General features: G+C 73.3%; 14 protein-coding genes. 8 read left to right on the plus strand and 6 right to left on the minus strand.

Translation table 11 applies throughout. From position 1 onward, the window contains the following. Positions 1-34 precede the first annotated feature (34 nt). Positions 35-277: a mycoredoxin gene (locus ACIQG9_RS20095; RefSeq protein WP_400404435.1), complete on the plus strand. Its 243-nt coding sequence runs from the start codon at positions 35-37 to the stop codon at positions 275-277. A gap of 84 nt (positions 278-361) precedes the next feature. On the opposite strand, the gene ACIQG9_RS20100 is transcribed toward ACIQG9_RS20095, so the two are convergent. After that, on the minus strand, positions 362-1,678 hold the full coding sequence (locus ACIQG9_RS20100; RefSeq protein WP_400404438.1) for an MFS transporter: 1,317 nt from the start codon (positions 1,676-1,678) through the stop codon (positions 362-364). 230 nt (positions 1,679-1,908) lie between these two features. Here ACIQG9_RS20100 and ACIQG9_RS20105 point away from each other — a divergent pair, with 230 nt between their 5' ends. The 3 genes from ACIQG9_RS20105 (at position 1,909) to ACIQG9_RS20115 (ending at position 3,662) form a co-directional block, all read left to right on the plus strand. Further along, entirely contained in the window at positions 1,909-2,886 is a 978-nt protein-coding gene (locus tag ACIQG9_RS20105; RefSeq protein ID WP_400404439.1) for a helix-turn-helix domain-containing protein, read from the plus strand. A 70-nt stretch (positions 2,887-2,956) separates the two neighbouring features. Next, complete coding sequence (locus ACIQG9_RS20110) at positions 2,957-3,178, plus strand: DUF397 domain-containing protein (protein ID WP_400404442.1); 222 nt, start codon at positions 2,957-2,959, stop codon at positions 3,176-3,178. Positions 3,179-3,392: 214 nt separating this feature from the next. Then, positions 3,393-3,662: a hypothetical protein gene (locus ACIQG9_RS20115; RefSeq protein ID WP_400404444.1), complete on the plus strand. Its 270-nt coding sequence runs from the start codon at positions 3,393-3,395 to the stop codon at positions 3,660-3,662. A 163-nt stretch (positions 3,663-3,825) separates the two neighbouring features. On the opposite strand, the gene nudC is transcribed toward ACIQG9_RS20115, so the two are convergent. From nudC to ACIQG9_RS20135, 4 genes are read right to left on the minus strand one after another with little or no spacing between them, the layout of a single operon-like run. Then, on the minus strand, positions 3,826-4,773 hold the full coding sequence (nudC, locus tag ACIQG9_RS20120; RefSeq protein ID WP_400404446.1) for an NAD(+) diphosphatase: 948 nt from the start codon (positions 4,771-4,773) through the stop codon (positions 3,826-3,828). Beyond that, complete coding sequence (locus ACIQG9_RS20125; protein WP_400404449.1) at positions 4,770-6,107, minus strand: M16 family metallopeptidase; 1,338 nt, start codon at positions 6,105-6,107, stop codon at positions 4,770-4,772. The genes nudC and ACIQG9_RS20125 overlap by 4 nt, the downstream gene beginning before the upstream one ends. After that, a complete protein-coding gene (locus ACIQG9_RS20130) occupies positions 6,104-7,414 on the minus strand; it encodes a M16 family metallopeptidase (protein ID WP_400404451.1) in 1,311 nt (436 codons plus the stop codon). The genes ACIQG9_RS20125 and ACIQG9_RS20130 overlap by 4 nt, the downstream gene beginning before the upstream one ends. A 53-nt stretch (positions 7,415-7,467) precedes the next feature. Further along, a complete protein-coding gene (locus tag ACIQG9_RS20135) occupies positions 7,468-8,559 on the minus strand; it encodes an LLM class flavin-dependent oxidoreductase (protein WP_400404453.1) in 1,092 nt (363 codons plus the stop codon). 187 nt (positions 8,560-8,746) lie between these two features. Between ACIQG9_RS20135 and ACIQG9_RS20140 the strand changes: the two genes are divergently transcribed. Genes ACIQG9_RS20140 through ACIQG9_RS20155 form a run of 4 tightly spaced genes read left to right on the plus strand, consistent with a single transcriptional unit; the run spans position 8,747 to position 11,948 of the window. Continuing rightward, positions 8,747-9,808 carry an ABC transporter substrate-binding protein gene (locus tag ACIQG9_RS20140; RefSeq protein ID WP_400404455.1) on the plus strand — a complete coding sequence of 354 codons (1,062 nt, stop codon included), beginning with the start codon at positions 8,747-8,749 and terminating at the stop codon, positions 9,806-9,808. Next, on the plus strand, positions 9,805-10,584 hold the full coding sequence (locus ACIQG9_RS20145; RefSeq protein WP_400404457.1) for an ABC transporter ATP-binding protein: 780 nt from the start codon (positions 9,805-9,807) through the stop codon (positions 10,582-10,584). Before ACIQG9_RS20140 ends, ACIQG9_RS20145 begins: the two co-directional genes overlap by 4 nt. Further along, complete coding sequence (locus ACIQG9_RS20150; protein ID WP_400404459.1) at positions 10,574-11,458, plus strand: ABC transporter permease; 885 nt, start codon at positions 10,574-10,576, stop codon at positions 11,456-11,458. Before ACIQG9_RS20145 ends, ACIQG9_RS20150 begins: the two co-directional genes overlap by 11 nt. A gap of 1 nt (position 11,459) precedes the next feature. Then, on the plus strand, positions 11,460-11,948 hold the full coding sequence (locus ACIQG9_RS20155) for an RrF2 family transcriptional regulator (protein WP_400404461.1): 489 nt from the start codon (positions 11,460-11,462) through the stop codon (positions 11,946-11,948). Between the two features lie 60 nt (positions 11,949-12,008). On the opposite strand, the gene ACIQG9_RS20160 is transcribed toward ACIQG9_RS20155, so the two are convergent. Continuing rightward, a complete protein-coding gene (locus ACIQG9_RS20160; RefSeq protein WP_400404463.1) occupies positions 12,009-12,209 on the minus strand; it encodes a hypothetical protein in 201 nt (66 codons plus the stop codon). Positions 12,210-12,323 lie beyond the last annotated feature (114 nt).

Consider the following 12,323-nt stretch of genomic DNA (forward strand, 5'->3'; position numbering starts at 1 on the left):
GGACCGGGCGCGGCGACCCTTGGAGGATCCGACCATGTTGACGATGTATTCCACCCCGTGGTGCGGCTACTGCCACCGGCTGAAGTCGCAGCTCGACCGGGAGGGCATCGGGTACGAGGTGGTCGACATCGAGCAGGACCCGAAGGCGGCGGACTTCGTGATGAGCGTCAACGGGGGCAACCAGACCGTCCCGACGCTGCGCTTCGCCGACGGCAGCGCCCTCACCAACCCGTCGATCACGCAGGTCAAGCAACACCTGGCCAGCCTCCCCGGCTGACCCCGCACGACGGCCAGGAGCGGCCGGCCCGGATGGGCCGGCCGCTCCTGGTGGGCTCCGCCCCGGCCCCCGTTGATCATGAAGCTATCGCCCCCGGAACCGGCGGGCCGCGGTGACGACCCGATGGTCGACCGGGCGGGTCGGCTCGGCGAACGGCCGGCGGGGCGTCGGGATGCGGGCGGCCGGGGTCGGCAGGACCGGGACGGGGGGCACCGCGACGGGCGGCGGGGAGAGTTCACGACCCCGCCAGAGCCACAGGCCGGCGGCGGTGGTGACCACGCCGACCAGGACGAAGAGCAGCCGGTAGTCCAGCACGCCGACGAGCAGCGCCCCGGCCCCGATGGAGACCGCCTGCGGTCCGCTGACCAGCGCCTCGGACGCCGCGGTGACCCGACCGAGCAGCCCCGCCGGGGTCCGCCGCTGGACCAGCGTGTTGAGCCCGACCGTGGTCAGCGGCAGGGACACCCCGGCGAGCAGCAGGGCCAGCACCCCGAGCCGCAGGTCCGGCCAGGCCAGCGCCAGCGCGGCCGGTCCGAAGAAGGTCACCCCGGCGGCGAGCGCCCCCAGTTCGCCGAACCGGCGGACCACGGCCGGCGAGAGCAGGCCGCCCACCAGGCCGCCGACCCCTTGCACGGTGACCAGCACACCGACGAAGGCGGCGTCGCGGCGCAACCCCTGGTCGACGTACGCGAAGATCAACGACTCGCTGAACCCCATCACCAGCGAGCCCAGCCCGTAGCCGAGCAGCGCCCGGCGCAGCGCCGCCTCGCCGGCCAGGTGGCGCAGCCCCGCGCCCAGCTCCGCCGGCCAGCGCAGGGTGCCCGTCGCGGGCGCCTGCTCGGTCACCCGGAGCAGCCCCACCACGGCGGCGGCGACGACGAAGCCGGCCATCGCCAGGGTGGTGAGCAGCCAGCCGCCGACGGCCGCGTAGAGGGCCGCCCCGGCCAGCGGGCCGCCGAGGCGTAGGCCCTGCCGTACGGTCTGCAACGCCCCGTTCGCGTCGGCCAGCAACTCGCTCGGCACGAGCTGGCGGATCAGGCCGCTCAGGGTCGCGGTCAGCGTCAGGTACGACAGCCCGTAGAGCGCCGCCACCACGTAGATGATCCACACGTCGGCCCGGTCGCGGACCGCGAAGAGCGGGGTGAGCAGCAGCGCCGTGCCGAGGTTGGCGACGACGAAGAAGGGCCGACGGGGGTACCGGTCGACGACCCAGCCGACCAGCGGGGCGAGGGTCATCGGCGCGATGATCGCGAAGATGGTCGCGCCGGCCAGGCCGTCGGAGCCGGTGAGGTCCTTGACCCAGATGGCCAGGGCGAGCAGCAGGATCGACTCGGCCGCCATGCTGGCCAGCAGCGCGGCGAAGAGCAGTCGGAAGTCGGGGCGGCGCAGCACGGTGCGCATGGGTTCCCTCCGGCGGGGGTGGCGCCCGGGTGGGCGCGTACGGGGGAGGCGCCGCCGGCCGGGGACGGGGTCGTCCGGGGTCGGTGGCACGTTCCACAGTCCTCTTTTTGTCGCAAGACACGCCCTTGCCGGAACCTCCGACGCCGGTCGCGCCGTCCATACTGACCGTGGGGGGCGAATTTCATACAGTTACCGTCGCGTCTGCGGCGGTCGACGGAAATGAGGACACCGTGCCTCCTGCCGTACCGAGTCCGATCCTGCGCCGGCGCAGGCTCGGCAATGATCTGCGCCGCCTGCGCGAACTGGCGGGGCTGACCGGCGACCAGGTGATCGAGCGGATCGGCTGGGCGTCGGCATCCAAGCTGTCCCGGCTGGAGAACGGCCGCAGCCGGCCGGACCCGGACGACGTCCGGCTCCTGCTGGACCTCTACGGGGCCGACGAGGAATGCCGCGAGGAGTTGCTCGGCATCACCGAGGAGGCCGGCGACATGCGCGGCTGGCGGAAGTCGTACCCGGTGATGACCCAGCAGCAGCTTGGGTGGGCGGAGCTGGAGGCGGGCTGCGCCGAGATCCGGGAGTACAACCCGGTCCTGGTGCCGGGCCTGCTCCAGACCGAGGGGTACGCCCGGCTGCGGATCGTCTCGGCCGACGCCGCCACCACCGAGGTCGGTGACCCGTCCGCCGGGGAGGACCCGGAGACCGAGGTCAAGGCCCGGCTGGCCCGGCAGTCCCTGCTGGACCGGGCGGACGGCCCGCGCTACACGGCGGTGCTGGAGGAGGCGGCGCTGGGACGCCGGGCCTGCCCGCCGGACGTGCTCCGCGAACAGCTCGCCCACCTGTGCGAGCTGGCCATGCTCTCGAACGTGACGCTGCACCTGCTGCCGAGGGACACCCGGATCGGCGAGTTCTACCTGCCACCGACGGCCTTCTCGCTGTACCGGTTCGCCGATCCGCAGGATCCGGAGACGTTGGCGATCGAAGGAGGCTTCATCGACGTCATGTCGACCGAGGCATCCACCGTAAATCGCTATAAAGTGGCTTTTGAGTGGCTATGCTCGGCGGCGCTCTCCGCAACGGACACCCTTACCTGGCTCTTCAAAGCGACGGGACGGCTGTCCGACACGGCAGCTCCGTCCACGGTGGCCCCGGGTCCGGCATCGGCGCCGGCCCAGCGCCGCCGGCACTCCGGGCGCCTGACGGAACGGTGATCCACACCGTCGGGGCCGGGCGGCCGTCACTCGTCCCCGTCGGAACAGTTCCAGGACCAGGAGCAGAACCATGAACGAGATCCGCGAGACCGTCCCCGCCGACGCCCGCTGGCACAAGAGCACCCGCAGCCAGACCTCCAATTGCGTGGAGGTGGCGGCGATGGGCGCCGGGACGACCGGGGTGGCGCTGCGGGACAGCAAGGACCCGGGTGGCCCGGTGCTGCTGTTCAACCGGGCCGGCTGGCTCGGGTTCATCGAGGGCGCGAAGAACGGACAGTTCGATCTGAACTGATCCGGTGAGTACGGCGGGGCCGTCGGCGCGATGCCGGCGGCCCCGCGTCGTCTCCGCCGCGACCGCCCGCCTGACCAGGCATGGGCCGATCGGACAGGACCGGATCGATGGCGGCGTTTCACTTGCTGGGAACGCCGACGGGCGTAACATGACGTTCCAGTGACGTGGAAGTTCCACAACGTACCCGTCCACTGCGGTCCGACCGGAGACACCCATGCGGTTCCTGATCGTTCGTACCGACATCCGTACCGCCGCCGACATCGACCTCGCCGCCGCCTGGGCCGGCGGTGGCCCGCTGCGGGACGAACCGACCGCCCCGGAGTCCCGCCGCCAGACCGTGCACGCCGAGGACCGGGACGCGGCCCTGCTGCTGGCCCGGGCCCTGGCCACGGTGGGCGCGGTCCGCTCCGGCCGGCAACGGGTCAAGGTGCTCCCGCTCGACGAGCCCGGCCACCGGCAGCGGTGGACCGACCCACCGGGCTGACCGGCACACCCACGTCCGCCGTGGTCGGACCGGCTCCCCGCCGAGTTCGTTCCCCGCCCGTCCACGACGGCCCGTGTCACGGCCCGTGACCGTCGCGGCAACGACGCTCACGGGCCGTGACCGTGATGACGGTCGCCTGTCGCCCCGGGACCCGGTGCGGGTGTCAGTAGTGGCCGTCGAGCCAGCGGTAGATCAGGAAGAGGGCGATCGACGAGGGGGGCGGCAGGACCACCCGGTCGCCGTCCCCGGCGTCCACCGGGCGGCCGGCCAGCACCGCGCCGATCTCGCGCCGGGTGAACCAGCGGGCGTACGCGATCTCCGTCGGGTCGACCCGCACCGGCTCACCCGGGTCCGCCTCGGCCAGGAAACCCAGCATCAGCGAGCCGGGGAACGGCCATGCCTGGCTGCCCGCGTACGCGATCCGCTCGACCCCGACGCCGACCTCCTCGCGGACCTCGCGCAGCACGGCCGCCTCGGCCGACTCCCCCGGCTCGACGTAACCGGCGAGGCAGGAGAAGCGGCGCTCGCCGGGGATCCGCGGCCAGCCGGCGTTGTTGCCCAGCAGGCAGCGCCCCTCCTGCCCGTCCATCCCGTCGTGCACCAGGACGATCATCGCCGGGTCGGTACGCGGCCAGACCCGGTGGCCGTCCGCCGCCACCCTCGACCAGCCGCCCTCGTCGACCTCCGTCCGGTGCCCGCTGCGGGGCGCCCAGCCGTGCCCCAGATGCCAGTTGACCAGGGCCAACGCGGTGGTGAAGATCCCGGCGTCCCGATCGCAGAGCAGGTGGCCGACCTCGCGCAGGTTGGCCTCCCGGGTGCCCGGCAACTGCGGCAGCGGGGCGTCCACCGCGAAGACCGGCACGCCGTCCGGCTCCACCCCGAGGAAGAGCGGGTACGACTCCCCCGGCGACCCCAGCTCGACGGCGTCCCGCAGCACCAACGCCGGCGGTGTGACGTCGGTGCGGACCAACGCCCGGCCCTCCCGGGTCGAGTCCAACACCAGCACCCGGGCCCGCCGCCAGGCCTGCGCCAGCCACTGCGGGTCGGTCCGCCGGTGCGCCGCCCGGTCCAGCGTGGAGCGGGCCAGCGGCGGGTCGGTCTCACCGCTCACGCCGACTCCGTCCGAACCGGGGTGAGGGCGGCCAGCGGCCCGGCGATCCGCTCGGCGTCCCCGAGCACCACGGTGACCGCCCGGGCCGGGGCCAGGTACCGGGCACCGGCCTCGGCGACATCCTCGACGGTCGCCCTGGCCAGCCGGGCGGCATGCTCGGCGAGGAAGTCCAGGCGCAGCCCGCTGCCGGCGTACGCGCTGGTCAGCGAGGCCAGCCCGGCCTGGGTGGAGATGCCGAGCTGGAGTGTGCCCAGGGCGTACTGGCGGGCCTGCTCCAGCTCCTCCGGCCCGGGCGGCAGCGAGGCCAGCCGGCCCAGCTCGTACAGGGTCTCCAGCAGGGCCGGGCCGGTCACCTCGGTGGCCACCTCGGCGGCGGCGACCAGCACCGAACCGGCGACCGAGTGCTCCACCACCGAGTGCGGGCCGTAGGTGTAGCCCTTGTCCTCGCGGATGTTCTCCGTCCAGCGGGACGAGAAGTAGCCACCGAAGATCAGGTTGGCCAGTTGCAGCGCGGCGTGGTCCGGGTGGGTGCGGGGCACCGCCGGCAGCGCGACCCGCAGCGACGACTGCACCGACCCGGGCCGGTCCACCAGCAGCAGCGGGCCGGGTTCCAGCGGCGGGGCGGGCGGCAGGCCGACGCCCCGGCTGTCACCGGTCCAGCCCGCCAGGGCCTTCTCGGCGGCGTCCAGCGCGCGCTCCGGTTGCACGTCGCCGACCAGCACCAGCACCGCCTCGGCCGGGTGTACCCGGTCGGCGTGCAGCCGGCGCAGCGCCGCCGGGCGGACCGCGCGGACCTGCTCGGGCTCCGGGGTCTGCACCGCGTACGGGTGCCGGCCGTAGATCCGCCGGAGCAGCGCGGTGCGGGCCAGGTGGGCGGGTTGGCTCTGCGCCACCTGGATCCGGTCGACCAGCCGGTCCCGCTCGGTGTTCACCCAGTCGACCGGGTAGCTGGCCCCGGTCAGCACGTCGGCCAGCAGCTCCAGCATCCGGTCCAGCCCGGTGACCAGGCCCGCCCCGGAGAGCATCAGCCGGTCCGGGTCGACCCCGGCGGAGAGCCCGCCGCCGACCTTCTGCAACTCGGCGGCGATCTCGGTGGCGGTGCGGGTCCGGGTGCCGGCGAGGATGGTCTGCGCGAGCATCGCGCCCCGGGACAGGTCGGTGCGGCCGAACGGCATCCACAGCCGCAGCTCGACCAGCGGGACGGCGGACCGGCGGACCGCGATCACGGTGAGCCCGTTGCCGAGCCGCCGCTCGGCCTGCTTCGGTGGTGTGAGCCGGCGGGTGGGGCCGAGCGGCGGAAGGGCCCGCAGACCCGGCTCACTCCTCGCGCTCACCTGGCACCTCCGGGGACGACCTCGATGGACGCGCGGCGCTCCGGCCGCAGGGTGGCGGCGGCGGCGCGGACCTGCTCCTCGGTGACCTCGCCGACCAGCCGGGGCAGCTCGTTGAGCAGACCCGGCTCGCCGCGCTGCTGCTCCAGGACCGCCATCCGCAGCGCCCGGCCGAGCGCCGCGTCGGTGTCCCGCAGCAGGTGGGTGGCCATCCGCGCCTGGGTGCGGGCCAGTTCGCCGTCGGTCAGCCCGTCGGTGGCCAGCCGGTCCAGCTCCTCGTCGACGGTGCGCAGCACCTTGTCCACGTCGCCGCCGGGTGGCAGGTGTGCCTCGAACAGCAGCGCGGTGGGGTCGCGGACGTCGAACGGGTCGCCCATGAAGCCGAGGTAGCCGCCGACGCCGGTGACGCTGCGGTCCCGCTGGACCAGCCGCTCGACCAGCCGGGACGCGTCGCCGTCGGTCAGCACCTCGGCGAGGACCACGTACGGCAGGTAGCCGGCGAAGTCGCCGAGCGGGTCGGGCACCCGCCAGGCCGAGGCCACCGCCGGCAGCGGCGCCAGCCGGTCGGTGTACGAGGTGCGCCGCTCGGCGGTCAGGTCCGGCTCGGTGAAGTCGGGGCGTACGGGGGCCGGCCGGGCCGGCACGTCGCCGAAGTGCCGCTGGATCAGCTCGGTCGCCCCGGCCACGTCGATGTCGCCGCTGACCGCCAGGACGGCGTTGCCGCTGGCGTAGTAGCGGCGGAAGAAGTCGGCGGCATCGGCGACGGTGGCGGACTCCAGGTCACCGAAGGACCCGTAGCCGTCGTGCGCGTTGGGGAAGGTGTCGAACATGACCGGCGGCAGGGTCAACCAGGGGAAACCGCCGTACGGCCGGTTGAGCACGTTGACCCGGATCTCCTCCTTGACCACGTCGACCTGGTTGCGCAGGTTCTCCTCGGTCAGCCGGGGGCCGCGCATCCGGTCGGCCTCCAGGAAGAGCGCCCGTTCCAGGGCGTTGCTGGGCAGCGTCTCGAAGTAGTCGGTGTAGTCCAGGTGGGTGGAGCCGTTGAAGGTCCCGCCGGCGCCCTGGATGTGCCGGAAGTGGGCCAGCTTCTCCAGGTTCTCCGAGCCCTGGAACATCAGGTGCTCGAAGAGGTGGGCGAAGCCGGTGCGCCCCTCCGGCTCGGAGCGGATGCCGACGTCGTAGACGACCGCGACCCCGATCACCGGAGCACTGCGGTCCGGGGTGAGGACCACCCGTAGGCCGTTGTCGAGGGTGAACCGCTCGACCGGGTATTTCGTCGCTGGAATTCTCGCTCTCCGCGTCGGCACGTGATCGACCCTAGCGTGTCGGCACCCGCCGCACGGGTGACCTCGGGCGCGACTCAGCCGGGCACACCGGCGGGGGCGGGGAACGCGGTGACCCGGGGCAGCACCTCGGCGCCGACCCGTTCCGCCTCCTCCCGGTGCGGCCAGCCGGAGAGGATGAACTCGTCGACGCCGCGGGCGGCGTACTCGTCGATCCGGGCGGCGACCTCGTCGTAGCTGCCGACCAGCGCGGTGCCCGCGCCCTCGCGGACCAGGCCGATTCCGGCCCAGAGGTTCGGCGCGACGGTGAGGCCGTCGGCGCTGCCGCCGTGCAGGGCGGCCATCCTGGCCTGGCCGACGGAGTCCATCCGGCCGAACCGGGCCTGGGCGGCGGCGATCCGCTCCGGGCTCATCCCGGCCAGCAGCCGGTCCGCCTCGGCCCACGCCTGGGTGGCGGTGGGCCGGGCGATGACGTGCAGCCGCAACCCGGTACGCAGGGTACGGCCCTGCGCGGCGGCGAGCGCCCGGACCCGGGCCACCCGGGCGGCGATCGCGGCGGGCGGCTCCCCCCACATCAGGTACGCGTCGGCCTGTCGGGCGGCGACCTGCTCGGCGGCCGGGGACGCGCCGCCGAGGTAGACCGGCGGCGGGTCGGCCAGCGGGGTGGCCAGCCCGCCGCCGTCGACCCGGTAGTGCGCGCCGGCGAAGTCGAACGGGCCGCCCCGCCAGGCCCGGCGGAGCACCTCGATGAACTCGCCGGTGCGGGCGTACCGGGCGTCGTGGTCGAGGAAGTCGCCGTACGCCCGCTGCTCGGCGGGATCGCCGCCGGTGACGACGTTGAGCGCGAGCCGCCCGCCGGAGACCGCCTGGAACGCCTCGGCCTGCTGGGCGATCAGGGTGGGCAGCGCGAAGCCGGCCCGGACGGCGACCAGCAGGCCGATCCGGTCGGTGTGCTGGGTGACCGCCGCGCAGACGATCCACGGGTCGGGGCAGCCGGACCCGACCGGGGTGAGCAGGGCGGTGAACCCGCCCGCCTCGGCGGACCGGGCCACCTCGGTCAGGTATCCGACGGTGGCGGCCCGGTCGTGCCGGGCCGCGCCGGCGGTGACGGTGGCCGCACCGACCTGGTCGCCGTCGCCGGAGGTGGGGAGGAACCAGTGGAAGGTCATGCCGGCCGCCCTCTCGCCGCGTCCCGCCAGGCGCTCGCCGCCGGGGTGCAGAAACCTATCAAGAAGGTAGGAAAACCGGGAATATCTGAGACTGCTCATCCCGCGATGTGGACGGGTCTTGACGCCGGCCAGGCCCTGGCCCACTCTTCCTACCAACTAAGTAGGAATACTGCGGATTGGATGGACGATGAGACGGCTCCCCTTCCGTCGGTTGGTCTCCCTCGCCACCCTCGCCGTCATCGGCGCGGCGACGATGGGGACCACCGCGGCGTGCGGTGACGACGACAGCGCGGCCGGCGGGTCCGGCCCGGTCACCCTCCGGCTGGGCTACTTCCCCAACATCACCCACGCCCCGGCCGTGGTCGGCGTCGAGAAGGGCATCTTCACCGGAAAGCTCGGCGGCGACGTCAAGCTGGAGACCAAGACGTTCAACGCCGGCCCGGCCGCCATCGAGGCGATCTTCTCCGGTGCGCTCGACGCGACGTACATCGGTCCGAACCCGACGGTGAACGCCTTCTCGAAGTCCAACGGCGAGGCCGTCCGGGTCATCTCCGGCGCCGCCTCCGGCGGGGTCGCGCTGGTGGTCAAGCCGGAGATCACCTCGGTCGAGCAGCTACGCGGCAAGAAGATCGCCACCCCGCAGCTCGGCAACACCCAGGACGTGGCCATCCGGTACTGGCTCAAGGAGAAGGGCCTCAAGACCACCAAGGAGGGCGGCGGCGACGTCAAGATCGTCCCGCAGGAGAACGCGCAGACGGTGGAGACCTTCACCAGCGGCGCGATCGACGGCGCGTGGGTGCCCGAGCCGTTCGTCTCCCGGCTGGTCAACGCCGGCGGCAAGGTCCTCGTCGACGAGCGGGACCTCTGGCCGGACAAGAAGTTCGTCATCACCAACCTGATCGTCTCCACCAAGTTCCTCAAGGCCCACCCCGACGTGGTGAAGAAGCTGGTCGAGGGGCAGGTCGCGGCGAACGAGTTCGTCAACACCAAGCCGGACGAGGCCCAGCAGGCCATCTCCGACCACATCGGCAAGATCACCGGCAAGCCGCTGGACCTCAAGCTGATCAAGCAGGCGTGGCCGACCCTGCTGTTCACCAACGACCCGATCGCGTCCTCGCTGAAGACCGGGCTCGACCACGCCGTCGCGGTGGAGCTCACCCAGCCGGTCAGCCTCGACGGGCTGTACGACCTCACGTACCTCAACGAGGTGCTCAAGGCACAGGGCCAGGCCGAGGTCACCCAGCCATGACGTCGACCACGACGGCGCCGGGGAGCGCGACCACCGCGGTCGCGCTCTCCGGCGTGACCAAGGTGTACGGGCGGGGGACGAACGCCGTCCTCGCCCTGGACGGGGTGAGCCTGGACGTCCGGCCGGGCGAGTTCGTCTGCCTCGTCGGCGCGTCCGGCTGCGGCAAGAGCACCCTGCTCAACCTGGTCGCCGGGCTGGACCGCGCGCAGGGCGGGACGATCTCGGTGGCCGACGACGCCCGCCCCGGCCTGATGTTCCAGGAACCGGCGCTCTTCCCGTGGCTGACCGTCGAGGCCAACGTCGAGGTGCCGCTGAAGCTGCGCGGGCTGCCCCGGGCGGACCGCCGGGAGCGGGTGGCGGAGCTGCTGCGCACCGTCCACCTGTCCGACTTCGGGCGCAAGCGCCCGCACGAACTCTCCGGCGGGATGCGGCAGCGGGTCGCGCTGGCCCGCACCCTGGCCCTGGACACCCCGGTACTGCTGATGGACGAGCCGTTCGGCGCGCTCGACGCGATGACCCGGGACATCCTGCACGACGAGCTGGAACGGATCTGGGCGGAGCGGAAGCTCACCGTGCTCTTCGTGACCCACAACGTCCGCGAGGCGGCCCGGCTCGCCGACCGGATCATCCTGCTCAGCAGCCGGCCCGGCCGGATCATCTGGTCCACGGAGGTGGCCGTGCCCCGCCCCCGACGCATCGACTCCCCCGAGGTCGCCGCGATCGCCTCCGAGGTCACCGACCGGCTCCGTACGGAGGTGGGCCGCCATGGCAAATGACACCCTCACCGACACGGCACGTACCGACGCGGAGATCTCCGGGCTGGACGCGCTGGAGATCGCCGGCCGGGAGAAGGAGGTGTCCCGGGGCACCCGGATCTGGGCGTCGACCTGGCCCAAGATCGCCGCGCTCGCCATCGCCATCGGGCTCTGGCAGGTGGTGGTCTGGAGCGGCTGGAAGCCGCCGTACTCGCTGCCCGGGCCGGTCACCGTCGCCGAGGAGCTGGCCCGGCAGGCCGGCGGCCGGCAACTCTGGGACGGGTTGGCCACCACGCTGCAACGCGCTGCGCTGGGATACGTCTTCTCCGTCGCGGTCGGCCTGCTGGTCGGCCTGGCGGTGGCGAGGTTCCGGGTGCTCCGCGCCGCGATCGGCTCGATGATCACCGCGTTGCAGACCATGCCGTCGATCGCCTGGTTCCCGCTGGCCATCCTGCTGTTCGAGCTGAGCGAGAAGGCGATCTTCTTCGTGGTGGTCCTCGGCGCCGCGCCGTCCATCGCCAACGGGGTGATCAGCGGCGTCGACTACGTGCCGCCGCTGCTGGTCCGGGCCGGTCGCAACCTCGGCGCCCGGGGGCTGAACCTCTACCGGTACGTCATCGCGCCCGCCGCGCTGCCCGCCATCGTCGCCGGGCTCAAGCAGGGCTGGGCCTTCTCCTGGCGCAGCCTGATGGCCGGTGAGCTGCTGGTGGTCGGCATCTCGCAGACCTCGCTGGGCGCCCAGCTCACCTACTCGCGGGAACTCTCCGACGCACCCTGGCTGCTCTCCACGATGATCGTCATCCTGGTGGTCGGGCTGCTGGTCGACGCGGCCTTCGGGGCGGCCGACAAGGCGATCCGCCGCCGCTGGGGCGTGCTGGACCAGGCCGGTCAGTGACGTGTACATCTCCGCGCGCAACGACTACGCGCTCCGGGCCATGCTCGCCGTCGCCGCCTCCGCCGACGCCTCAACCTCCACCGCATCCACCGACGACGGCGGCGGGTCAGCTCGACCCGACGGCGGGACCGGCGGGGAGCTGGTCAAGGCGGCGAGCCTGGCGGAGGCCCAGGGCATCCCGTTGAGCTTCCTCCAGGGCATCCTGCTCGACCTGCGCCGGGCCGGGCTGCTGCACAGCCACCGGGGCACCGAGGGGGGCTACGCGCTGACCCGGCCCGCCTCGGAGATCAGCGTCGGGGACGTGTTGCGCGCCGTCGGTGGATCGCTCACCACCGTGCGTGGCCTGCCCGCCGAGGACGCCGGCTACCACGGGGTGGCCGCCGGCCTGCGCGACGTGTGGCTCGCCGTGGACGGCGCGATCGCGGTGGTGGTCGACCGGACCACGTTGACCGACCTGCTGGTACGACGGGAGCAGTCACCGGCCCGGTGACGAGAGGCGGGCCGGTCGGTCATCCCCCCGGAGACCGACCGGCCCGCCATCCGGGGCAGCTCAACCGGCGGTCAGTTCGACCGCGGGCGGGTGCTCCTCGTCGGGGCTGTGCAGTTCGACCAGACCGGCCGGGGCGACCCGTCCCGGCCTCGGGTGCCACGGCGCGAACGCCGCCACCATGGCGAGCAAAAGCCCGGCGCCCGCCACCGCGAGTACCACCAGGAGCTCGCGCCCCGCCCCCGACTCGGCGTCGCCCCCCACGGTCACCCCTCCCGTGCCCCGACCGTGCCGGTCGGTTCTTCCCCCGACAGCAAGCTTCGACCAGTCAGGGCCGGCAGAACAGTCACCGATCGGACTCAATCGAGCCGGCAAGCC

This window comes from Micromonospora sp. NPDC092111 (genome assembly GCF_044755745.1).
Lineage (GTDB): Bacteria > Actinomycetota > Actinomycetes > Mycobacteriales > Micromonosporaceae > Micromonospora.